The sequence below is a fragment of the Mangrovibacterium diazotrophicum genome (assembly GCF_003610535.1).
GTDB lineage: Bacteria > Bacteroidota > Bacteroidia > Bacteroidales > Prolixibacteraceae > Mangrovibacterium > Mangrovibacterium diazotrophicum.
Genome location: NZ_RAPN01000002.1, coordinates 157,090 through 182,178 on the forward strand (window position 1 = coordinate 157,090; position 25,089 = coordinate 182,178).

Annotated in this window: 12 protein-coding genes; all 12 read right to left on the reverse strand. The window is 46.3% G+C overall.

What is annotated here, in order from left to right; all coding sequences use genetic code 11:
• Nucleotides 1–5: 5 nt before the first annotated feature.
• The gene (locus BC643_RS16865) at nucleotides 6–1,487 is read right to left on the reverse strand and encodes a PA14 domain-containing protein (protein WP_170154597.1); all 1,482 of its coding nucleotides are present in this window, start codon (nucleotides 1,485–1,487) and stop codon (nucleotides 6–8) included.
• Nucleotides 1,480–3,006, reverse strand: a complete 1,527-nt coding sequence (locus BC643_RS16870) for an alkaline phosphatase (RefSeq protein WP_120274443.1) — start codon at nucleotides 3,004–3,006, stop codon at nucleotides 1,480–1,482. The genes BC643_RS16865 and BC643_RS16870 overlap by 8 nt, the downstream gene beginning before the upstream one ends.
• A 20-nt stretch (nucleotides 3,007–3,026) precedes the next feature.
• Nucleotides 3,027–3,818: a phosphatidylinositol-specific phospholipase C/glycerophosphodiester phosphodiesterase family protein gene (locus BC643_RS16875; protein WP_120274444.1), complete on the reverse strand. Its 792-nt coding sequence runs from the start codon at nucleotides 3,816–3,818 to the stop codon at nucleotides 3,027–3,029.
• A gap of 99 nt (nucleotides 3,819–3,917) precedes the next feature.
• The gene (locus tag BC643_RS16880) at nucleotides 3,918–5,555 is read right to left on the reverse strand and encodes a RagB/SusD family nutrient uptake outer membrane protein (protein WP_211338126.1); all 1,638 of its coding nucleotides are present in this window, start codon (nucleotides 5,553–5,555) and stop codon (nucleotides 3,918–3,920) included.
• A 37-nt stretch (nucleotides 5,556–5,592) separates the two neighbouring features.
• Entirely contained in the window at nucleotides 5,593–8,733 is a 3,141-nt protein-coding gene (locus BC643_RS16885; RefSeq protein ID WP_120274445.1) for a SusC/RagA family TonB-linked outer membrane protein, read from the reverse strand.
• 220 nt (nucleotides 8,734–8,953) lie between these two features.
• Nucleotides 8,954–12,874, reverse strand: coding sequence for a hybrid sensor histidine kinase/response regulator transcription factor (locus BC643_RS16890; protein WP_120274446.1), 3,921 nt, complete (start codon nucleotides 12,872–12,874; stop codon nucleotides 8,954–8,956).
• A 161-nt stretch (nucleotides 12,875–13,035) separates the two neighbouring features.
• A complete protein-coding gene (locus tag BC643_RS16895) occupies nucleotides 13,036–13,893 on the reverse strand; it encodes an ROK family protein (protein WP_120274447.1) in 858 nt (285 codons plus the stop codon).
• A 2-nt stretch (nucleotides 13,894–13,895) separates the two neighbouring features.
• Nucleotides 13,896–15,128 (reverse strand): MFS transporter, encoded by a 1,233-nt coding sequence (locus tag BC643_RS16900; protein ID WP_120274448.1) that lies wholly within the window; start codon nucleotides 15,126–15,128, stop codon nucleotides 13,896–13,898.
• 44 nt (nucleotides 15,129–15,172) lie between these two features.
• On the reverse strand, nucleotides 15,173–16,810 hold the full coding sequence (locus tag BC643_RS16905) for an MGH1-like glycoside hydrolase domain-containing protein (RefSeq protein WP_120274449.1): 1,638 nt from the start codon (nucleotides 16,808–16,810) through the stop codon (nucleotides 15,173–15,175).
• A gap of 25 nt (nucleotides 16,811–16,835) precedes the next feature.
• Entirely contained in the window at nucleotides 16,836–20,096 is a 3,261-nt protein-coding gene (locus BC643_RS16910; RefSeq protein WP_120274450.1) for a GH92 family glycosyl hydrolase, read from the reverse strand.
• A gap of 87 nt (nucleotides 20,097–20,183) precedes the next feature.
• Nucleotides 20,184–21,716, reverse strand: coding sequence for a RagB/SusD family nutrient uptake outer membrane protein (locus tag BC643_RS16915; RefSeq protein WP_120274451.1), 1,533 nt, complete (start codon nucleotides 21,714–21,716; stop codon nucleotides 20,184–20,186).
• 17 nt (nucleotides 21,717–21,733) lie between these two features.
• On the reverse strand, nucleotides 21,734–25,069 hold the full coding sequence (locus tag BC643_RS16920; protein ID WP_170154598.1) for a TonB-dependent receptor: 3,336 nt from the start codon (nucleotides 25,067–25,069) through the stop codon (nucleotides 21,734–21,736).
• Between the last annotated feature and the right edge of the window lie 20 nt (nucleotides 25,070–25,089).

Below are 25,089 nucleotides of genomic sequence, written 5' to 3' on the forward strand. Positions count from 1 at the left end.
TCCAATCACTTAGGGGAGTAGTACAACATGGTATCGGACAAATCACCTTGGCGAATTCTCAGACTCGACAAACCGACTTCCAACTCCTCACCCATATAATCTTCGAAATAGAGTAGCGTTATTTTATGAAACCCTTTCGAAAGGTTCGCGGCCCCTTTTCGCAAGCGCGCACTGTGTCCGCCATCGTTGTCAACGATTAGCTGATCATCAATCGACAAGGTTGCGCCATCATCTGAAAGCAGATAGAACCGGTAAGTTTGTGTTTCCGGCACTTCAATATAACCTTCAAACTTGAAGGCAAAATGATCCTTTTGCTTCGCTTTTTCCAGTGAAAAATTATTTGTGGTACCAGTTTCAATCAGTGGTAATTTTTCAATTTCGTTCACGGTCTCAACCGGCCCTTCGTAGTAGCGATATTCCAGTCCCTGTTTCAGCGTTGCCTTGTCCAATTCAATTGCAGGCAGAGGTGCTTCTTCCAAGGCTTGCTGATTACCATCATTAGGATAGACGAAAAACAGATCTTCTTCGCGCGGCGTTGAAATCCAGCTTTTAAAATGAAAATCATTGGCATGCAGTTCGATCACCCGTGCCCCGTTTCTCAAGTCTCCGTACGCGTAAGTTCCGGTGCAACGGCCATAAGCCAAAGCCACATCCTGGTAAACGCCAACGTAATCGTTGTTGTGATCGTGGCCACAAAAAGTGCCGATCACATCCTGCTGTTCAACAAAAGCAGCGAACAAACCAGAGTTAAGCTCAGGAGATGCGACACCTTCTCCTTTGTGGCCAAGCAATTCGGAGCTTTTCGCAACCTCCCGATATTCCATCAGCGGAATATGCAGGAACGCGTACGATGGCACCGGCAGATCGCTGTGCAACTTCCTATATTCATCCGACTGCTTGCGATACCATTCAATTTGATCCGTTTTGACCCAATTGTAACTACCCGGCATGTACGAACTGCAATAGGCGTGAGAGTCGAAAAAATAAAGAACCGAGCCAATGCTCTGGTCTTTCGTGTAAACAGGAAGCGAGAAATTGCCTTCTCCCGAAAGTCCGGGCACTTCCTTGTTGATGTTATAAGGCAAGCTCTCAACAATCTCGTTGATTTCGCTGCGAGGTGTGTCTCCCTCCGAATCGTGGTTTCCGTAAGTTGAAATCCACGCTAATTTTCGGTCAACCATGGGTTGAATCACTTCCTTCCACCCGCGAACCGGATCACCCGCCGTTACAATGTCACCGGTCAGAACCACCAAATCCGGTTTTTCTTTATCCAAAATCACCGACATGGTTTGCAAGGTAAGCCCATTGGCTGGCATGCCCGGCTCCCAGTGGATATCTGTAAACTGAACGATTTTATAGGTGCCGTCTTCCCGGAAATTCAATTTTACTTCTGCCTTTTTCGTTTTCGCCTGAACCCCAGTAAAAGGCGCCAGGAAAACAATCAGAAAACTAAAAAGGAAGGTTTGTATCGTTTTCTGTTTATTCATCTTTATATCGTTTATAGCTATTTCGTGACTCCAAGACCATTGCGGCATCCTCGGCCGAGATCGAAACGCCCATGTATTTCTGCAGGTTTTCCTGAAGCGATTCAACCGTCTTCGATTCAGTCAGAATACCGGAAAGCGATTTGGTTTGACGAGTCAACTCAGTCTGATAGTCTTTAAATGAAAGTGGATTGGTGATATTTGTCCAGGTACCTCCAGCCGGAAGTTCCACCCGATCTTCCTGTTCCTTCGGCATCTTTTTGTAAGCAATTTCTAATCCTCCGGTTTCGTGATCTGCTGTGAAAACCAGCAGTGTCTTTTCCGGATTTCTGGCATAGAAAGCATAAGCCGTTTCCAACACACGATTCATATCCTCAACAGCCTGGTAAACAGCTCCCAAATCATTGTCATGGGCTTCCCAATCGATGCGGGCACATTCGATCATCACCATGTAAGAATGATCATCCATCGAAATCATCTCCAAAGCCTGTTGCGCCATATCCTCAACCATCGGAACTTTAGCATTATTTGGCCCGCGGTCGATTACCGGCGGCAAACCACCGCCACCAAACAGGCCAATGAGTTTCCCATCTTTCGGAGCATTTTGCATTTGTTCCTTCGTAAAGCACAGGTTATACTGATCGGCAGCAAATGCCGCAAATAAGTTCAGTGAATCATTTCGGGCTGAAGTGTACGTAACACCATCGGTATCGAACAGCTGGCTAACCTCCTGCCCTGCCGGAATGAACTGCGAGCCTCCGCCACCAAGAACCACATCCGCCACTTTTCCCTCAAACAGTTGTCGGGCAATGTCACTTTCCAAATCCCGATTCAGGCTATGCGCGTAGAATGCTGCAGGTGTGGCATCGGTAATGCCGGCATCAGAAACAACCGCTGTTTTAAAGTGATTCTTTTTGGCCAAAGCCATGGCACTTTCCATCGGCTCTCCATCCCGGTTCATCCCAACCATGTTCATGCGTGTCTTTTCACCGCATGCCAAAGCCGTGCCGGAAGCTGCCGAGCCCGTCACAATCCCCTCGGATGTACAGGTATAGTTGAAACCGCAAGCACCTTCCCGCATGATTCGTTCAAACATTGTTGGTTCCTGATTACCGGTAGCCCGGCGCATATAAATTGGCAGTGCCATATGCATGTTTCCCATGCCGTCACCGATCACATAAATCACGTTCACACCGTCAGCAACGGCTTCTTTCACAACCCGACCAATTGAGTCGTTGTGTACAATGCCGTTCAATTTATTCAGGTATTTCGACGGGCCTACCGCGCCAACCGGAACCGGTGCTGCTGTATGAAAGTTCGTACTCCACAACACCTGACTCTGCTGACTTTGAAGTCGGTTCAAAAGGATCTGCGACGTTGCACTATGTGACCAATAGGTCGACTCGAGCTCAACTATACGCTTGTTGAACCTAGCTTCTTCATCACTGCCCGGGTTCGAACAGGCCAATACTCCTCCCAGGCATAGTATTGACAAACTATACCGAACTATATCTTTTCTCATTCTAATTTTCTTTTTCTTGTTTACTTGCGGGATTCGAATTTTCCAAGCTCTGCCGGATCATCACACCCGATTAGATCAACACCGGCGTCTTTTAGCGTTTGCCAAACACGATTACGAATCTCTGCCGGTTTATTCGGGTATCCCCAAAAACGAATTATTTTATGCTCCCGATGGCAATGGTCAACAAAGCTTTTCAGTTTTGTCAGCTCTGCTGCGGATATTTCTGCAGTTCCATCCCATTGAAAAAAGTTTGTCCAATCATCGCTCAACAATGGAATCAAACTCTGCTTGGCGGCAAATGACTCTTCATCCAGACGACCATCAATAAAACAATATCGCTGTTTCTCCGCGGCAACCGCTTCAATCGGCCGATCTCCCGACAGGATAATGGTTACAGCTTTCTGATTTATCTGCTTCCCCTTGATTTCGGTGAGCATTGACTGATACTGCGGCAATACTTTTTGTAGTTCCCTGTAAGTTTCAAGCCCGTGATCTTTTATGTCAATCATCAAAACGATCGGGCTGAAATCTGCTCCTTTTTCTTCAATTATCTTTTTCAGGGGATCCAAATACAGTGAACTCAGCGTACGCTCCGGCTTCAGCTCATCCAAACTGTGTCCGACCAGCAATACGCCGTCACGCAGAAAAACATCTGCCTCAACACCGACCATTCCCGCGTCCAACGCGTCCAGCAAGGGGCGTTTATTCCAGTAATCGTTATGCGCATGACCTCCTTTGAAAACCAGATCCTGGGCGAATGCCTGAACCGAAACCAAAAGAAATAAGCAAACGATGATTCTATTTTTTATCATATGGAAAACATTTAGGCAGTTGTTGATAAAACAACAACTGCCATATGTTAATGAACTAATTCAACTTAATTCCGGGTTACCCAACAATCCCGATCAATATTAATAACCGGCATTTTGAGTCAACGCTCCGTTAGATTTCGTAATCTGATTTGATGGATAAGGGAATACCATCATGTAATCCTGGTAAGTTGCCTTATTTTGGTAATCTCCATAGTCGGCAATGACGAAAGCAGATTCCGGATCTGAACGATCTTCGTACTGACGAACTCGTGGGTGTGCATTTAATTCAGCATTTGCTAATGCTTTGATAGTCGCATCGGAAGAACGGTTCCAACGTTTCAGGTCGAAAAGGTGGTCTGTAAATTCAAATGCCAATTCGCAACGACGCTCGTGGTAAAGATCGGCCATTGTGGGCGTGTGATCCAGTGATGCAATATTCGAGCGGTTACGAATTCTGTCCAAATCCGTTTTTGCACTTGCGGCATCACCCGTCATCAAATAAGCTTCAGCACGGAACAGCAACATGTCGGCAAAACGAATCAAAGGAAAATTGATACGGGCAGTTGGCCAGTCACCGTTGGTATTCACATAACCTGCTTCATCAGCATCGGCATATTTAAACGGATCCATGTATTTATTAATCATGAACCCTGCTTCAACATCCGATGTAGAGTAGAAGTTGCGGGTTTCTCCCCAGAACTCAAATTCCTGGTTATATTCCAAGATCGAGCGAACCAAACGATCGTTACCTTCACCATCTTTCAACATTTCTTCATAAATGTCATACGATGGTTTGTTTTGTCCCCAACCGTTGTAATATCCCCAACCTTTGTTTTCGAGAATAACACCCGGGAATTCGCTACCACCACCGTTAGAACCACCGGTTGACGGAATTGACCAGATGTATTCTTCATTCCAAAAATTATCGAAATCAGATGAGAATACTTCGTCTAAGCTCGAGGCCAGGTCGCGTCCATATGTCGTTTCAAGCGAGTTAACCATGCTGATTACATTGGTCCACTGAGACTCGTCCCAAGTAGCCCAGTAGGCGTAAACCTTTGCTTTGTAAGCAACAGCAGCAGCCTGATGAGCACGCCCCTGATCAGCAGCCTCATAATCCTCGAAGGCAGGAAGATAGGCAATTGCGTTGTCCATATCTTCAATGATATACTCGTAGTTGTCGACTACCGATGCTTGTTGTGGAGGAATCGAGTTATCGTATCCATCTGCAAAATCCTCGTAACGAACAAAAGGTACACCTTGATCGGTAGTTCCGTAACGGTAGGCAATAATGAAATGAGCCATTCCCCGCATGAAATATGCTTCGCCCAAACTGCGTGTTTCAATATCGGTCAATCCCGATGCTGTTTGCTTGTCCAAAAGCTGCTCGATTACCCAGTTGGCTTTAGCCATTAACTCGTAAAACAAATTGAAATTGTTGCTCAACGGACTTTCGTCACCAGTGTAATTCAGTGTCGCCAGCGTATTGTAACTACGGGTACGTCCCCACACGATATCACAGGCTCCGCCTTGCTCCCAAAACAGGTCACGGCCGTAAGAGGTTTCTTTATGCAATGGTTGATACAAGGCTGTAACCGCGTCAATGGCTTGCTGATCGTTCTGGAAATAATTCGATATTGTCGCATTCCCTTCGGGCTGCACATCCAGAAACTCGCTGCACGAACTGAGCACAGAAGCCAGTAAACCAACAGCGACTATATATTTATACATTTTCATGATTTTCAATTTTAATTCTGATTGTTGTCTTCGTTGATTAATATGTAAGTTTCAAACCGAAGGAAAGTACACGTGATACAGGATAAGTCATTGTATCATAACCGCCATTTTCCGGATCCATTCCCGAGTATTTTGTAAAGGTAGCCAGGTTTTCACCACTGAAATAAACGGACATTTTACTACTTCGTTGACTCAAATGAGGCACTTTCGTAATCAAGCTGGTCAGGTCGTAAGAAACAGTTACGTTTTTGATACGCAAGTAAGACGCATCCTCCAGGTACCAATCAGAAGGAGTTGAGAAGTTTCCGTTTGGATCGGATTTCGAAAGACGTGGAATATCAGAAGAAGTGTTGGTTGGACTCCAGGCATTCAGAATTTCAGTTGAACGGTTGAAGTTTCCTTCCACATCACTTAAGATCATACCTTTCGCTACATATAAAGATTGAGCTCCTGAAACACCTTGTAACATTGCGCTTACAGATAGGTTTTTGTAAGTGGCGCCCAAAGTCAGTGCATAAGTCAAGTCGGGAGTAGCGTTGCCCATATACTGGCGGTCATTCGTCGTATTGATTTCACCATCGCCATCGTAGTCTACAAATTTCAAGTCACCGGCAACAGCATCCGGCTGAATACGCTCTCCATCTGCATTTACATAAGCAGCAGCCTCTTCATCCGATTGGAAAATCCCGTCGGTTTTAACCAGGTAGTAAGAATTCAAAGGTTCTCCTTGTCCTGTTCGATACATGTATGGCAGGAATCTCCAGGAGCCATCTCCGGTCCAAACTGCAGCAGTGCCATCCGAGTTCTTGATACCAGTATCCGACACCCAGTTTTTCAGAGTAGCGAAGTTACCGGATACGAAGTAGCTGAAATCGTCATTAATCTTATCGCTCCAGTTGAACTGTAACTCAACTCCACGGTTACGAACCTCACCTTGGTTTACATACGGAGCATCTAGACCTATCGTAGACGGGAATTCAAAAGTTTGTGTTTGGATGAGGTTAAATGTACGTTTGTCAAAATAGTCTAACGACAAAGAAAGACGATTTCTGAACATGTCTACATCCACACCTAAATCCGTTTGTTCCGATGTTTCCCAAGTCAGCTCCGGGTTAAGCGCCTTATAGTTGTATACACCTGTTCCCCAGATCTCACCGGCTGTAACACCATATTGACCTGATTCACTCCAGGTATTCTCCTGCGTTCCAAGAACAGGCGAGCTGTAGTTGTGAGTAATTGATCCAAGGTTTCCAACACGCCCCCATGAACCACGGAATTTAAGCAGTGAAATTAAATCGCTTTTCTTGAAGAATTTTTCATTTGAGATTTTCCAACCAACAGTTGCTGCCGGAAAATCACCGTAGTTATAGTCTTGGTCCAAACGTCCAGCATAGTCACGACGCCATGAAGCTGTTACAAAATAGCGATCGTTGTACGAATATGCCAAACGGGAAATAAGTGATACGTTCGCATCAGGGCCGCTGCCATCAGCGTCTTCTAAGTAATCAGACGCACTAATAGAGTTAGCGTAAGCCAGATATTGAAGTATTTCCGATTCGTCTGCAAACCCAGTACCCGTCACAGTCATTCCACGTGGTTCGTAATGATCAGCTGTTGTTGAGATCAAAGCACTCAGGTTGTGCTCACCAAAAACACCATCATAAGTCAAAGTGTTCTCTGTTTTCAAGGCATCAGTACGATAAGTCGATTCTGTCAAACTGTTTGAGGTATCAGGTTTACCAACTTCATCACGTATTGGCGTAAAATTTTTGTAATACTGTGTTTCTAAGTTATAGGAGAACCGGCTCGCAAACTTCAATCCCTGAACAACATCTTTGATTTCAAGGCTGGTAGTTGTCCAGGCGTTGCTGATCTTATTGTAGTTGTTGTCAGCTTTCAATGTACGAACCGGGTTTACCACGTCGCCGTGAATATCCGAATAGTTAGAACCATATTGGGCAATGTAATCCGGATCTTCAGTTGTTGTTCCACCATAAGAACCATCCAGCGGATTGTAAACTGTTGCACTGCGAGGCATATAAAGAGCCGACAAAATTACACCCGAGTATGCACTCTCGGTATCTGTTCCGCGACTTTGTTTGTTTGCCCACACAAAATCCTCTGTAATGGTTACCCACTTATTCAGTTTGAAACTACTATTATAGCGGGTTGTCAGATTTTTATTGAAGGTATTGATCAAAGTACCGTTGTCATCACTGTAGGCAAAAGACAAGCGATGTTTAAAGCTATCCGTTCCCACATTCAAGGCAACGTTATGACGTTGGTAAGTCGCCGTACGGAAGATGGCATCCATCCAGTCGGTACGGGTTGTTGCAATCCATGGGTTAACATCTGTATCCCAACCAGTAGGAAGAGACAAGCCCGCATTCGCATAAGATTGTGTACGCATTGCGATTTCTTGTTCCGCATTCAACCCCTGAGGCAGGTTTGTTGCAGTGCGTGCACCGAATACTGCATCGTATGTAACTGTAGGTTCACCTTTTTCGGCTTTCTTGGTTGTCACCAAGATTACACCACCGGCTCCGGAGTGTGCACCATAGATTGCAGCCGACGCGGCATCCTTTAAAACAACAATTGAAGCAATATCATCCATTGAAGCCAAAGGAGCTCCCGGAATTCCATCGACTACCCACAATACGTTATCACCCCCCTGTGATCCTTGTCCACGAATAACAATAGAAGGAGTTGATGTTGGGTCACCACTGGTTGCACTAACCGTAACACCGGCAAGCTGTCCCTGAAGCATACTTTCAGTAGAAGCTACCGGGCGTTTAACCAACTGCTCCGTATTATCAATCACACCAACTGATGCAGACAAGTCTTGTTTACGAGAACTTGTTCCGTAACCCAAAACAACTACGTCATTAATAACCTGGTTGTCTTCTTTCAGAATGATCTGCAGGTATGGTTTGTCAGCAACAACCTCTAGCGGCTGATAACCGATAAACGAAACTGTCAAAATTGATCCCTCCGGCACAGAAAGAGAAAACTTTCCATCCAGATCCGTCACCGTACCGATAGTGGTACCTTTAATAGCGACACTTGCTCCAATTAGTGGCTGGTTGCCTTCGTCAAGAACCACCCCCGATAGATTGGTTTGAGCAAACATCCACAAGGGGAATAAATGCAGCAAAACAAAAAAACATAGATTTTTCATACTTAAACTAAATTTTGATTTGGACTTTAAACCGAAATTTTAGGCTCAAAAGGGCAAACCTTTTCGGTTCGGTTAGGATAAAATTAGGCGGTCCAGGCCTCAAACGAGGGTGAATATTCTTGCGAATGGGGAGACAAAACTTGCAATAGGGGCATATTTTGAGCAGAAATGGTGGACAAATCTGACTTTAATAATTGCTTAACCCCCAGCTGATTATTCTTTAACGAGATATTTGCTCCCCTCGCCGTATTTTCGCTTGAAATTTTGACGGCGTTAGCCCGGTTTCCTTCTGAAAACAGCGACTAAAATATTTCGGATCTGAAAATCCAACCAGATGACTGACCTCGTTAATCTGAATTCCATCATCAGACAGCAGTTGGCGCGCACGCTTTATTCGGGTTGAACGAATAAACTCGGTTGGCGTTAGTTGCATCAACTCCTTTAACTTTCGGTAGAGTTGCATGGAACTTACCCCACAGGCGTCAGCCAGCTGTTGCGGATCCAGGTCGTCGTTCATCATCTCGGTTTCCATCACATCCATCAGCTTTCGGATCATTTTTTCGTCGTGACTTTCCAGTTGAGGTTGGTTTGGTTCAACAATCGGCTCGATCACTGCCTGACGATTTTTATAGTCGGCCTGCTCCAACAGTCGGTTTATTTTCAACAGAAGCAATTCCGGGTCGAATGGTTTTGCAATAAACTCGTTCACACCTGTCAGGTATCCCTCCTTCACATTTCGGAGTTCGCTCATCGCCGTGAGCATGACAATGGGTAAATGCCGGAATCTGCTCTTGCGTCGAATCTCTCGAACCATTTCAATACCATCCATTTCGGGCATGATCCAGTCGGTCACCACTGCTTTTACATGCGGATGCTTTTTCAGATATTCCAAACCTTCGCGGCCATTATTGCAAACCTGCAGCCGGTAGTTTTGACCGATAATCTCTTTCAAATATGCTTGCAGCGTCGGATTGTCCTCAACAAGCAATACTTCCACCTGATCGGTTTCGTCCGTTTGTTCAAAATCTTTTTCACCTTCAGTTACGCCCAACAAATCTGGTAACGAAAACTCAGGATGGACTTCCCGTTCTAATGGAAACTCCAGTTTAAATTTACTTCCCTTTCCTTCTTCACTCTCGACCTGAATGGTGCCGCCAAGCAAATTCACGTAGTCTTTCACGAGCGAGAGGCCGATCCCATTTCCTTTTTTACCATTTGTTTCCGACTTACCAATCTGGTAATAACGTTCAAAAATAAACGGGATGCGGTCGGCAGGAATACCAATACCGGTGTCTTCAACGGTTAATATGAAATTATGCTGTTCCACACTCGCGCGGCAATTAATCTGTCCGCCCGTTTGAGTAAATTTTAGCGAGTTAGCCAGGATATTGTAAATAACCTGCTTCAACTTTCCGTAGTCGAATCGGTAATCGAAATCCTCTCCGCTGCCTGCAAAATCCAAATTGACCCCGGTTTCTGAAGCTCGACCTTGAAAAGACTCGACCACACTTCGGCAATGATCCAGCAGTCTGCCATTGGTCAAAACGAGTTTTTGGCCGGCCGATTCCAGCTTATTGCGATCAAGCACCTGGTCGATCAGCTGCATAATATATTCCGCATTGTTATAAATCGATTGGACTTTGTTCCGCGAAAAATGAGTCGTTTTGGGATCATTCATCATTTCAACAGCCGGCCCGTAAATGAGCGAAAGCGGTGTACGGATATCGTGCGAAATGTTGGTGAAGAAAATTTCTTTCTGTCGGTTCGACTCCTCCTGGCGATCATACATTTCCAACAGATGGTCACGCTGCGCCAAGATATGATCTTTTTGCAACTGTACTTTTCGGTTTTGTTCTTCCAACGCCAAGTTGGCATCTTCCAATGCAGATTTCTGCTTTTCAATTTTTTCGGTTCGTTGATTGACCAACTCTTCCAAACGAAGGTTATCACGACGGATTTTGGTATATCGCCGCTGAAACAGGAATACCCCTAGCAAAATCACCAGGATTAAAGCTCCCAGCCAATAATAGGGCTCTTGCCAAAACGGCTTCTCAATGGAAAAACGATAAAGCATGCGCGCGTCTGACCAGACCCCATCCGAATTAGCCGCTTTTACCCATAAATTATAATCCCCGGGTGGTAGTTGCGCATAATTCAAATTGCTTTTGGAGCCGTAAGTTTGTTGAAAATCATCGTCAACCGGATCCAGCCGCCATGCCAGTTGATGGCGGAAAGGGCTGTTGGGGAGAATCGTTTGAAGGTCGATCTGCAGATCGTTTTGCCAAAAAGAATATACCGGGGCATTTTCATTGGCGGCAACGTTCGACAACGTTTGGTTTTCGCCGTTTACAATTAAACCGCTCATGTTCACCAGAGGTACATTGGGGTTGACCGGGATGGAATCGGGGAAAAAAGATGTGATGCCCGAAACCCCTCCAAAATACATCCGACCATCGGAAGCCATCAATCCGGCACCTTCCGAGAATTCCGGATTGTTAACACCATCGGTTCGATCGTAAGACCGTAAACTCTGATCTCTCACATCAACCTGAACAATACCTTTCAAGCTACTGCACCACAAACGACCGTCATCCTCAAAAATCCGGTAGATAACTGTTGATGGCAGTTCCTTATTCAAGGTTTCATAGCTGGTTACCTGCCCATCGGGTTCAATGCGATTCAAGCCTCCGAAAGTACCGATCCACATGCCTCCGTCAGCAGATTCACAAAGCTCGAAAATACTGTTACTGGCCAAACTATGTTTTTCGGATGGGTGGAAGCGAAAATTTTTCTCGATCTGAAAAGTACTTGTATTCATCACAAAAACGCCATCCGACTCGGTACCGATCCACAAACGGTTTTGCCGATCGAGCAAAAGCTTGCGAATGTTCTTTCCCTCCAAATCGGTACCAACATCCAACCGTTGAATAGTGCCTACTTTAGGATCGAAATAGTCCAATGCACCCCATTCGCCGACGAAGAATTTGCCGGAACGATCTTCTGCAATTCCGTAAATTCGCGATGCCGATAAAATTCCTTTGCCATTTACCTTCGACGGAAAATAGTCGACAGCCGAATTCTTAGGATTCAGACGTACTAAACCGGCATAAGTGCCTACCCAAACCTGATCGGAGGAATCGATATGCAAACTCCGAATCCAGTTCCAGCGGGCGAATTCAGAGTTTGGAAAATTAACCGTTTTCAACGCACCATCCTTCAAGCGACGTAAACCGGAATTATAAGTTCCCAACCAGAGTTCACCGCGGTCGTCGCGCACAATTGCCCGAACTGCCGCATTCTTCAGTTCCAACTTTTCAGAACCAATATTTGTGAAATTCTGAGAGAACCGGTAACCGCGGCTCAAACCATGATCTTTCGTCCCCACCCATAGGCATCCACTGCGATCCACCAACAAGCTATACACTTCGTTCCCTGCTAATGCATTACTCTCCGTGTCAGATGCAACGTAGTGCGCAAGAATGGAAAGATCTTTGGGGTTGAGTTTGAAAATGCCACTGTTGATGGTCGAGATCCACAATTCGTTGCCAGGTTCCCAAACGGCATGCACCTCAATTTCAGGAGCGACAGCGTGAAAATGTTGTTGAATCTCCTCCAGACGCTCTCTCCCGGGAAACTCAGGATATACAGATTCAGTCTGAAACCGGTCACGCTCAGCTTCGTAACGCCAGGCTTTTATGCTATCTGCTATTAGCAGAGTTCCCTCCTTGTTAACTTCCATCCGGATTGGCGGCCCTTTCATAAACTCCAATTCGGGATAAAGCTGACAGTCTCCCTTCAGGTTTAACAGGCGCGCCAATGTTCCTCCTTCAAAGAGCACCCAAATATCACCGCGTCCATCTACCTCCAGCTGCTCGGGTTTCAAATTGGCAGGGCATTCCTCTTTCAAAAAGTTGAGATCGGACAAACTGTGATAATAATGACCGTCAAAATAACTCAGCCCGTTGTAGGTCGCAAACCAAATTCTCCCGCAGGAATCTTCGGCAGCATCCAACACCGTATTGCTTGCTAATCCATCCTCTACAGTGAAATTTTCAAAATAGATCGCTTCAGAACCGAACACCTTGTCCAATACTGAAACGCCATAGAGCAAAAGAAATAATACGAGGTACTTTGAGCGCATAATTCTTTCCGATTTAGGTTAAGGAAGCAAAGAAAAAGGCTTCATATTAAAGCCGAATCAAGAAGTCATTAGAAAACGACAAAAGCCGCTCCAAATCAGCGAAAGCGGTGATTCAACACCTTGGGGTCAGTTCGTTTTTTCGTAAAATTCCAAGCTACATATCAGCTGTTTTGGTTGTTGTAGAGCGATGCAGCGCCGTAGATGCCGCTATGCTGCAATTCGGAACACTGAATATCGAGGCTTTTCAAGGAATTCGGGAACAAAAAGCCGTCAGCCAGCGACGTGCGCATAGCCTCCTCAAAAAGAGGAAAAGCGTTTGTAACCGAACCGCCCAAAACAATACACTCCGGATCGTAGGCATACAAAACGGCTTGCAAAAACTGACCGATGTGGAATCCTAATTCCCGGAATATTTCGAGGGCAGCCGGGTCTCCCGCAGCTGCCTGTTTCATAAACTCTTCTCCTCTGCCGTTGTGCTCATCCTGAAAGAACTGCCCACTGCAGTAATATTCGAAGTTGTGCTCCCGGTAACTTAAATTACCAAGTTCACCGGCACCACAATTGCGACCTTCAAACAGTTTGTTGTTGATGACCAGACCAACCCCCAAACCGGTACCCATCACGATGCCGACAATGTTTTCAACCCCTTGCGCTTTCCCGTAATATTTTTCGGCAACGGCAAAGCAGTTCGCATCGTTATTCACTAACGTTGAAATTTTCAAGCGTTCTTCGAGGTAGTCTTTCAAGTGCACCTCATCCCACGATTTGATGTTTGTTGCATTGTAAACGATACCTGCTTTCACGTCGACAACCGTCGGAACGCCGATGCCGATTGCCGCAACGCCGGTCAAATCGAACTCTCGAATCAAATTCAGCACCGCTTCCAGCACCTCTTCTTTGGGTGCAGAAGCCGGAGTCGAAACGCTTTTGTATTCAGCAATCACGCCATCTGTTATCAATCCGGCCTTGATACTGGTTCCTCCCATATCAATGCCCAGAATTGCTTGTTTATTTTTCATGTTTAGTCCTGTTTTAGGTTAGAGACAAGAGGCTTGGCCCAAAAGCTGATGCTTAAAATGTAGCCCAGCGTGACCAGCAAAAAGAGCATCCCGAACCGAAGTCCAATCAAGTCTTTCAGCTGTCCAATGATCAGCGGCACAATGGCACCACCGGCAATCCCCGTACAAAGGATACCCGAGAAAGTTCCGTGATATTTAGGGATGCTATTCAATGCCAATGCAAAAACAATTGACCACATGACCGAAAGGCAAAAGCCCAGCGCCGGGAAGCCGTAAAGGGCCATGGTTGCATCGCCGAATAAAGCGACGAACAGAACCACCAAAGCGGCGACAGTGAACATGCGCAACACCACTTTGCTCGACAGAAATTTCAGCAAGACCATTCCCAACAGACAGCCCAAAGTCAACAATCCCCAAAACCAGCCCACTGCTTTAGCTCCTTCAACCTGCGGGTCAAGACCATGATAGGTTTTCAAAAACTCGGAGATCCAGTTGGCAATTCCCTGCTCGGAACCAACATAAGCCGCAATTCCGAAAAAGAACAACCAGGTTGTGCGATCCTTAAACAACAGAAGGTGTGTTTCCCAAGCTCCAACAACCTCATCATCTTTGCGTTCCACTTTCGGCAGCGCTGCAAATCCAATCAGCACCAACATTGCCAAAGCGACAAACGCAAAAATCCAGTACAGGGAAACCCGGGGCAACTGTTCCGGCGTCAAAGACTGCAACAGACTTACAAAGCCATTCACACCATCTCCTTTCGGTAAGTTTGTCGACAGGTAAGAGTAGACAAAGGGACTTAAAAAGGAAGCGCCACCAAAAACCAATTGTGCCGAAACCGACAGAAAAGCAAATTGCTGTTCGCCGCCAACCACACGCAACAAGGGGTTGATTGCCACCTGTAAAATGGCCATCCCTGTACCAATCAGGAACAGAGAGCAAAGAAATACCGGAAACCCGGGAAAGCATGAAAACAACAGGGCGCCGCTCCCTGCCAAAATCCAGGCCAGGAGCATGCTTTTTTTCTCGCCGTATTTTTGCACCATAAATCCCGAAGGAATTGACATGACGGCATACGCGATAAAAAACGAAAACGGTAACATCCCCGTCATTGCGCCGCTAAGGCTAAAACTGGCACTAACGTCGGGGTTGATCGCCCCCAGTATGTTGGTTAAAAATGATATACAGAAGAAAATCAGGAATATCAATCCAATCAGAAGATTCTTTTTAGTCATGTTGTTTGAAATTCATAAAACCCGCAACAGGCTTTCATTAGTAATTAAAATCGATTGGTTCCGGAGGTCACAGCGAGCGTCGCTTCCTGCTTGTTTCCCCATTTCACTTTCAATTTGAAACTGGTGTTGGATTCAATCGTTATCGAAGGTTTTGCGCTTGTTGAACTCCGTGCGTCGCAATGCAGTTTTAGTAAGCCTTCCGCCCCGAAAGGGTAGCGGTCAACACCGTGCTCATCCGTCAACGAGACTTCCCAAATCAGCTCGCGATCCGTGGCATTGGGCAGCAATCCAAAAATCGACTCAAACAAAACGGAGATAGGCACCAAACCGGTCCAACCCACAAAATCGGGTCTGGCCAGCATGCCGGGCTCAGTCAATTCCGGCGCATAATATTCCCAGAAGGTGCCGGTTTTCTGATAAACCTTAAACACCTGGTCGTAGTGGCGTGAAGCCAAATCAAATGCCAAATCGGTGTAGCCTTTATCCTGAAGCCCGCGAATAATCATGTAATTGGTCGGAGCCCAAACGCCACCTTGCCAGTAACGACCATCAGCCTGGTATTTCTCGTGATTGGCCGGAATCGAAGGAATCGGATGCAGCCGATTGAAAGTATCCTTGTTTTTGAGGTGATTCACGAAAGCGTCCAGCTCATCGGGCTCCAACACTTCGGTCCAAAGTGCCCAAAACGCGCCAATTCCCTTGGTTGTTCCCAAAGTTCCGTCTTTATACTGGTCGTACAGGAAAGCACTTTCCGAATCCCAAAGCTGCTCGCGGATAAACTTCTTCAAGGTCTTCAAACTGTCTTCAATGTTTTCAATTTCCTGCCAGCGTTCGATGTAGAATCCCATCTGCACGAGAATCTTTCCAACAAAAAGCTGCTGCAGGCAAGCATCAATCCAGGTCATGTGCCCATTCGAGAAAATCGGGTTGTATTCCGGTTCCAACCGTGGCTGATTATCCATCCCGCTTCCCCAGCCGCTGGTCCAGTACGAGCCATCTTTCCAGGTACGGTTAAGCATCCACCACTGGTAGTATGCAGCCAGAGCCGGAAATACGTTCTGAATACGATCCATGTCGCCAAAATGCTGAAAGAAAACCATCTCGCTCCAGGGAAGCAAGTTAGGTCCGGTACTGGTCGGGTCGAAGCGCTCGAACGCATCTTCGCCCGAATCGCCCCAGATTTCGCGGCAAATGAAGCCATCCGGGTGCTGCTTGGCATAGAAATTATCCAGTGTATTTTGAAAAGGATACGCACGAGTTCCGTAACGGGCAAACATGGTGATAAAGCTTGAATCCCACATAAAAATGTTGCCGTTATAAGCTGTATCGATATAGGAACTGATAAAACCGGAGCCTTCAGACGGGTCTTTAATGTTGTTGAAAGCCATTTCCCAAGCCTTCCAGTACATGCCGATTTGCTCGTCGTGGTTTTTCCAAATCGGTGAAGGCAAGATCGTCTTCGCCTTTTCAAAACCCGGCGACTTTACAATCGCACCTTTTCCCATCCGGTACTGGTTTTCCGTTACGAACAGGTTTTTGATGTAGGTATTCTTAAACGAAGTATTCCCCGTTGTAGCCGCCTTCGACTTGACTTGTTCATCAGCCCAGGCGGTAGAAACCGGCATGGCCGCCGCACCCGCTACAAAAGCTGCTTTCTTGAAAAAATTGCGTCTTGACTCCATACTAAATATTTTATAGTTGATATACTTATTTGTTCATTTGAAACCGTTCCCGATCGTTGGCAAACTGCTGCTGAATATCCTCCGCGCTTAACGGCGCCTGGTAAAGTCTAACCAAGTCCACTTTACCAGAGAAGATTCGTGTTCCGGGAAACTCAACATTTCGCCCAACCGTCCAGTTACTTTCATCGGCAAGCGAGGGCACATGCGCAACTTTCTGACTGGCGACCAATTGTCCATCCACATACAAACGAAGTTCCTCATCGTCGCAAACGCCAACAAGGTGATGCCACTTGCCAACCCAGTTCTCGGTTAGCGCTGCGCGGCACTCACCTCTCCCCCAGCCTCCGGCGAAGAAATTCAGGTAAGCGCCACCCTGAATCTGCAGCACATTGAAATCGGCCTGGCAGAAAATATCCTGTGATTGTTGATCGTGATTTTCAGGATAAACCCAAACACTCATCGTCATCGACTTATCTTCGACTTGCATACTTTTAGAAGCAGGTATTTCCAAATGCGATTGCGTTCCCACCTGAAAAAAATCTGCATCAACACCGATACCGGGGTGAAGTACCGTGTTTGAAAAACCGGAGAGATCGGTTACTTCTTCGCCACCTTTTTTTGTCGCATCCAACTCCAAAACCAGCGCTTCAGTTACTTTTTCAACTTGCTTGAAAGCGACTTGCTGATTGCCGATCTGCAGATGATGAATGCCAACCGCTTCCGGTTTAATTTTCGCCGATAGTTTAGTGATTTCTCCCGGTTCCAATTTGACCGAAATCTGCGTCACGACACGGCAATCTGCAGAAACTTCAATCGGCTTACTTTGCAATTGGCCCGTTATATTTTGAACCTGAAAGCTAAAACTCAACGAATCCCCCACCGGAACTAAAACGTTCGATTGCAATTCAGAGATTCGATAGGGATTTTCAGGAATTGATTTGTCTTTTAAAACCTCAACGGACTGCGTAAATTCGCCGTCAATCGTCAACGAAACCTTTCCGGGTTTATAGAGGCGAATTGCGATGGAATCCGCAACAACACTATTTGCAGGTATGAAAGCGTGTCCCGATTTAAGAGGATTTCCATTCAGCTGCAAGTAGAAAAATTTAGTGCCTGATGACCCTGAATTTGAAAGCCCGTAGCGTAACCAAAATTCTTCGTCAGGACTTACCTGTCGTTTGGAAACAGATGCCGCATGGATTTTGAACTCCGGACTTTTATCGCGGTACAATAAATCTGAGAAAGCATTCACTGGCTCAGCTGAACATTTGAATGTCAACTCGCCACCAGCAACCAACTGCGCATGCGACAACTGTGGTACTGTTTGCTGATCACCGTTAAGCAACACTTCAACCAGGTAGCAGTTATCAATATCTTTTCCCTCTTTCCGAATGGTCAGCGTTTTCCCGTTTGGCAAATGCACAATTGCTTTTGCAAACAGCGGAGCCACCACGCTGTAGTTCGGCTCGCCAGGGCAAAAAGGATAAAAGCCCAAAGCGCTGAACACATACCAACTCGACATCGAGCCCAGGTCATCGTTTCCGGGAATTCCACCCGGCGTATTCAAATATCGCTCATTCCGAATGCGATTAACCAGATATTGCGTTTTTTCCGGATAAGGCGTGTAATTGAAGTAGTACGGAATGTGCAGCATCGTTTCGTTATCGAAAAGAATTTGCCCGGCACTCAAGGCCGAATCCAATCGCGTTACAAAAAATTCGCTGCCTCCAAGGTAATTAATCAGTCCCCAGGGATCCTGTTGAACGCCGTAGCTGTACACCCACTTGTCTCCTTCCTTGTATCCTTGATTGCCAGGATGTTTGATAAAATCCTCTCCTTTTCGGGGCAAGATGAAAAGGCTCTCCAGGTCGATCAGGTTTCTATAATTTTCAGCTGCATTCGAAAAGCGGTTGTTTGTCGAATCCGGATAAACGGTACTCAAAAAGTGACCGGCTGCCCAATCGTCGTATGTATACTCAACGGTTCGGGTGACGGACTCAGGAAAGTCAGCCGACACATAGCCCCTTTCGCGATAAAACTGAAAGTCGGGTGTTCGGGCCGCAAAGTAGTCCAGTGTCTTTTCAATCGCAACCAAGGCTTCTGCCGGATCAACCGAATCAATCCCCTTGGCATACGAATCGGCCAAAACCGCAATCGCGTGATTTCCGGTCATCGGATCGGAAGGCAAATGCCCTGCTTGTTGGTACACATCCAACATCGACCGGACGATGTCCTGCTGCACCTGCGGGCAAAGCAAGCAAAGCAGCGGGTGAAGACTCCGGTAAGTGTCCCAGGGTGAAAAAGCACCATACTGGTTGCTACCTTTCGTTTGGTAAACTTTTCCATCTGCTCCACGGTAGAAGCCATCAATATCTGAAATAATCCACGGCATCAGCAGCGAATGATAAAGTGCCGTGTAAAAAATCGTTTTTTCTGTTTTCCTTTCATCATCAACCTGCACCACCGACAAGCTCTCATTCCATGCTTTTTCAGCATTCAACCGAAACTGCTCAAAATCCCATCCTGGCAGTTCGCTCTCCATATTTTTGTTTGCTCCCTCCCAACTGACGGAAGAGCAACAGTATTTCATTTCAATAATCGTTTCCGATTTTTTGGAAGCTTTGAAACTGACCAGAACACCATCCGAAACCGATTCACTCGAAGCTATTTTCTGCAGAAACCGGAACAAGGAATTCCAGGCCTCGGCTTTCACTTCAGTTCCTTCTACATTGATTTTACCGGCACCGCCGATGTAGATTTTGGGTGCAACGCCTTCAGGAAAGCGAAAACGAACCATCCCGGAGCGGGCATTTGTCGTCATTTCCAATTCTGTTCCATCATCATCCAACACTACCCGATAAAATCCCGGTGTGGCTTGCTCGTTTTTATGAGAAAAAGGACGTCCTACCAAGCCCATGCTGTCTCCTGGCAAACTCGAATTGGAGGGCATAAAAAAGACGTTTCCTCCCGAACCTTCCGGGTACCCGCTGTAATGGTTTACGCAGCTAAATTGGTAGATTACCGAATCGGTATAATGGTATCCCCTGTTGGCTCCGATACCGGTTTCGGGCGTTAGCTGCACACGCCCCCACGGATAAACAGCTCCGGGATAAGTTCCTCCGGCAGTTCCCCAGTTTGTTTTTGTATCCGAATCGGCCGTGCCGATAAACGGGTTCACCCAAGCTGCATTACCGGAAGTTTGTGCAAAAGAACGTTCGTTACTAAACAAGCCCAACAAAAAAATTGAACCAATTAACGCGAGCATATTTCGAGATACCAAATTCATTCGGTTAATCAAGTTTGAAGGGTGTCGGGAATTTAGCCCAACACCCTTTATTTCCTATTAATTATTCATTATCAATATGTGTCCGAATTAATAACCCGGATTTTGAGTCAACACGCCTTCACTTAGGTCGATCTCTGTTTGCGGAATCGGCATCAATTCGCTGACGCCAACTTCAAAGTTTGGCTGACCGATCGGGCTGGTGTAGCTGGCATAAACATCTGCTGCCAATCCCCAGCGCAATAAGTCGAAATGGCGATTGCCTTCTGTTCCTAACTCGCAGCGACGCTCATGAATCAAATCATCCATAGTACAGTTCGATTTTGCCGGTAAACCAACGCGAGCACGAACCGCATTAATATCATCGTCGCCCGAATCACCCTGCTGTAACAAGGCTTCCGCATGGATCAGGTAAACTTCAGACAAGCGAAGTACCGGGTACGACGAATTATTCTCTGCGACACCGTTACCATCAAAATATTTCATACAGGCGTAACCGGTTTTGGTATTACCGGATAAGAATTCGTAATCCTCACCATCAATCCGATAGGTCTCTCCAACCGAAATTACCGTTGCCCGAAGACGCGGATCGCGTTCTGCAAAAACGTCGTCCATCACAACTTCTGTTCCGTCGTCATCGTAAGTAAACAGGCCGGTTGTTGCGCTGTACGAGAAAGCCCGGGTTGCCGAACCATCTACATTTTCAAACTCATCAACCAACGGTTGCTCCGGGTGGAAGAAGTTCCAGCCGCCAAACGAGCCCGGGTACATGTACCAAGCCATCATGCTTCCGCCGCCATTATTGGATTCGGGCGTAAACTGCAGGGCAAACAAAACCTCGGGATTGTTTCGTGTTTCAGGTGTAAAGCTGGCCGAGTAATCGTCCGCCAGGTAGTATTCCGACTGAGCCAAAACAGCTGCGGATGCTTCTTCTGCTTCAGCCCATTTTTCCTGGTACAAATACACTTTGGCAAGCATCCCCATGGCAGCTCCCCAGTTCACCCGACCCAGGTTTTCGCTATCCCAGCTGATAACATTCTCCAGGTAATCGGCAGATTTTATCAAATCGCTCTCGATGAATGCATATGTTTCGGCAGCTGTCGCACGAGGCTGGTTGTAGTCGTCGCTGGCAATATTCTCGTCAATCAACGGAACACCACCGTGAATAATAACCAGTCGGAAATAATTCCAGGCTCTCAGGAAATAGGCCTGTCCCAGAATTTCAGCTTTCGTTTCGTCACTAATCGACTCGATACCGGGAACATTCTTGATGATGTCATTGGCCCGGCTAATCGCTTCATATTTGCGTTTCCAGAGCGCTGAAATATTCGAGTTGTCAGCATTTACAGATAAAATTTCAATCAAGGCATCGTCGGTCCAGTCGCCGGCACAGTAAAGGTCATCGCTAATGCAATCCCAAATATGCTCGTTGTGACCGTAGTAATATTCGTCAAGCGGTACAGCATAAGCCGAAGCCAGCGCACTTTGAGCGTAACTCTCCGAGGTCCAGAAATTTTCAGAACTTACAGTAGCCTGGGGGGCCGTTTCGAGCAAACCGTTACAGGAACTAAACAGGAAAACGGTTGCCAGGACTAAATATGTTGGTGTTATGTGAATTCTCATAATACTAGTTTTAAGTGTTAAAATGAAAGATTCAGCCCAAAGTAGAATGAGCGTGACTGCGGATATTGACCGCGATCAACACCGGCTTCAAGGTCGTTGCTGCCGCTCTCCAATCCCAGTTCCGGATCGTATCCGGGATACTTGGTAACGGTGAACAGGTTTTGACCACTCACATACATCCGAAGCTGAGCTATGCCCAGTTTTGAAGTCCAGGTTTCAGGCAACGAATAACCGATGGTTACATTTTTCAGCTTCAAATAAGAACCGTCTTCCACATAATAATCAGAAGGTCGCTTGTTGTTGTTCGGATCCGACCAGGTTACGCGGGGTACAGAAGCATTGGTATTTTCAGGTGTCCAGCGATCGTAAATTTCCTGCAGATAGTTGTATTTCAAACCGGCAAAGCCCAATTGATAGCGCAACGCATACCAGGTTTCATTTCCCTGAACGCCTTGAAAGAACATGCTGAAATCGAAATTCTTGAACCACGCCGAGAAATTCAGGCCATACGAGAAATCAGGAACGGCGCTTCCCAATGTTGTGCGGTCTTCCGATGAGATGGTTCCATCGCCATTGACATCCACAAATTTGAAATCTCCGGCCTGTGCATCGGGTTGTACCAAATCACCCTGGTCATTTACATACGCACTTACAGCTGCATCATCAGCAAAAACACCATCGGTTTTATAGCCGAAGAAAGACGCAATCGGGTCGCCGACCTGAGTACGGGTAATAGTAAAGTTATCGCGGAAGGTTGGTCCGTAAATCGCTTGGTTACTGTTTCCCAACGAAAGAACTTCGTTTTTATAGGTCGACAAATTTCCGGTAACTTCATAGCGGAATCCATCCGAATTCTGTTTGCCTCCACGGTAGGTCACAACAGCTTCAAACCCTTTGTTCGAAACTTCTCCACCATTCGTGTAGGGTGCACTCGTTGTTCCATAAACTCCCAACACCGGTGGGTTAACCAAAATATCTGTCGTCTTTTTGTTGAAGTAATCGAGGCCAACAACCACCCGCTGATCAAAAAGCGTTGCGTCCAGCCCCAAGTTCAACTGGTTGGTCGATTCCCATTTCAGGTTTTCGTTGGCCAGGGAACCGCGGTAATAACCGTTGTAAATATTTTCACCTGACATTCCGAAATAGTACGCAGCATTCGGATCGTCAATCACATAGGTGCTGTAAGTTTGATACAGGTCAACATCCTGGTTTCCAAGAATCCCCCAACTGCTGCGCAGCTTCAGGTCGTCCAGCCAGTCAACGTCGGCCATAAACGACTCCTGACTGATTCTCCATCCTAAGGAGAGAGCAGGGAAATACCCCCAGCGATTGTCTTCGGTAAAACGAGAAGAACCATCGGCACGCAGCGTTGCTCCGAACAGGTACTTGTTAGCGTACACATAGTTCACACGAGACAGGAAGGAGAACAAACCGTATTCCTGGAAACCACCGTTCGCATAGGTTGTTGTCGATCCGGCATCCAGGTACCAAAACGCCTCATCTTCATCCTGGTAATCTGTGCGGCGGCCCTCCAAATCTGAGTATTCCCAGTGCTGCGCGGTAACACCTGCAACAGCAGATATGCTGTGATCGCCGTAGGTTTTGTCAAAGTTCAGCGTGTTTTCCCACAACCAGTTAATGGTCATATCGCGTGATTGAGTCAGCATGTTGGTGTACGAAGGACGTCCTGCCTCCGGCACAATGGGGTCGAATTCCTTCACATCGGTTCCCAAATAAGTCAGCGAGTAACTTGATTTGGCTTTCAAACCGTCCAGAATTTCATATTGCCCGTAAACATTCGCCTCCAGCTTGTAATTGCGTGCGTAACCTTTGTTCCGTTCCAGCAATCCTACCGGGTTCTCAACATCGCCGTAATTGCTTGACGGTACACCCGAATATTCGCCGTCTTCATCGTAAACCGGAATATCGGTGTGCATCGCCAGCGTTTCCAGTATCGCGCCATAGTTATCGCTTCGGGTATTCACCTCTTTAAAATCCTGATAAGTCAATGACAGACTCTCCCCGACGGTAAACTTCTTACCCACCAGGTGGTCGGAATTGAGGCGGAAAGTATAGCGTTTGTTGTAAGTATTAATCAGGACACCTTCGGCGTCTTTTAAATTGAAAGACATGTTGAAAGACGATTTCTCACTTCCCCCGCTCAAACCAACCACATAGTTTTGATCGATTGCAGTGCGGAACACCTCGTCCTGCCAATCGGTCAGATCTTGCATCGACGAAGGATCAGAATAATCGGATAAGCGTTCTGTTCCATCGTTATCAGATGCTTCGTTATAGATTGTTGCCAGTTGACTGGCACTCAAAACATCAATTTTTTTCGACACTTTGGAACCACCGTAATAGGCATTGAAAGTCAGTTTCAAATCCTGGTTGAATTTTCCACGCTTGGTTTTTACGATAATCACACCACTGGCGGCGCGAGAACCGTAGATTGCCGATGCTGCGGCATCTTTCAGTACTGAAATCGACTCAATATCATTTGGATTCACATTGTTGATGTCAGCGCCGATAATCCCGTCGACAACAACCAGCGGATCATTGTTATTCAGTGTACCGGTTCCCCGAATACGAATAGAAACGCCGGCTGTTGGGCTTCCCCCGTTCTGTTGAACGGAAACACCGGCCATCCGGCCGCTCAGCGCCGTGCTCAAATTATTGGCCGGTAGATTCTCAATCTCGCCAACGTCAATGGTTGAAACAGATCCGGTTAAGTCACCTTTTTTGGTCGTGCTGTATCCCACAGCAACCACTTCGTTCAAACCAATTGTTTCTTCAGCCAGACTAATATTGACAACATCCGAAGTACTGACAACCGATTCCTGTGTTTTCATGCCTACGAAGGAAAAAACAAGTGTTTCGCCTTCCTTGACTCCTTTGAGTGAATAGTAGCCATCGAAATCAGTTATCGTCCCCTGTGTCGTTCCTTTTTTCATGATCGTCGCACCGGGGATTGCTTCGCCGTTCTCGTTTGTGATGCGACCTTTCACTTCCTTTTCGCCGTTCTGTCCGTTTTCTGTCGTTTCCCCGTTGTTTGACGGGTTTATAACGATCAGGTTTTTCGACGTAATGACGTAACTAATTCCTTCGTCTGCTAAAAGTTCATTGAGGATATCTTCAATCGAACGCTCTTTAAAGTTGACAGAAACCTTGCGGTCAACATCTACTCGCTCACTTTGATAAACGAACTTGAAATCTGTTTGATCCTCAATTTTTTTGAGTACATCCCGAATGGATTCATCTTCTGCAAACAGGTTTATCTTATTTTGTTGCGAATAAACCGCTGCCGACAAATGCAGACTTCCGACCAGAATCAATAACGTGACAATTCGCATAATTCGTAATAGGTGTTTTA

Coding starts and splice junctions, on each gene's coding strand:
- BC643_RS16865 (WP_170154597.1), bottom strand. CDS start 1,487: ATGAATAAACAGAAAACGATACAAACCTTCCTTTTTAGTTTTCTGATT.
- BC643_RS16870 (WP_120274443.1), bottom strand. CDS start 3,006: ATGAGAAAAGATATAGTTCGGTATAGTTTGTCAATACTATGCCTGGGA.
- BC643_RS16875 (WP_120274444.1), bottom strand. CDS start 3,818: ATGATAAAAAATAGAATCATCGTTTGCTTATTTCTTTTGGTTTCGGTT.
- BC643_RS16880 (WP_211338126.1), bottom strand. CDS start 5,555: ATGAAAATGTATAAATATATAGTCGCTGTTGGTTTACTGGCTTCTGTG.
- BC643_RS16885 (WP_120274445.1), bottom strand. CDS start 8,733: ATGAAAAATCTATGTTTTTTTGTTTTGCTGCATTTATTCCCCTTGTGG.
- BC643_RS16890 (WP_120274446.1), bottom strand. CDS start 12,874: ATGCGCTCAAAGTACCTCGTATTATTTCTTTTGCTCTATGGCGTTTCA.
- BC643_RS16895 (WP_120274447.1), bottom strand. CDS start 13,893: ATGAAAAATAAACAAGCAATTCTGGGCATTGATATGGGAGGAACCAGT.
- BC643_RS16900 (WP_120274448.1), bottom strand. CDS start 15,128: ATGACTAAAAAGAATCTTCTGATTGGATTGATATTCCTGATTTTCTTC.
- BC643_RS16905 (WP_120274449.1), bottom strand. CDS start 16,810: ATGGAGTCAAGACGCAATTTTTTCAAGAAAGCAGCTTTTGTAGCGGGT.
- BC643_RS16910 (WP_120274450.1), bottom strand. CDS start 20,096: ATGAATTTGGTATCTCGAAATATGCTCGCGTTAATTGGTTCAATTTTT.
- BC643_RS16915 (WP_120274451.1), bottom strand. CDS start 21,716: ATGAGAATTCACATAACACCAACATATTTAGTCCTGGCAACCGTTTTC.
- BC643_RS16920 (WP_170154598.1), bottom strand. CDS start 25,069: ATGCGAATTGTCACGTTATTGATTCTGGTCGGAAGTCTGCATTTGTCG.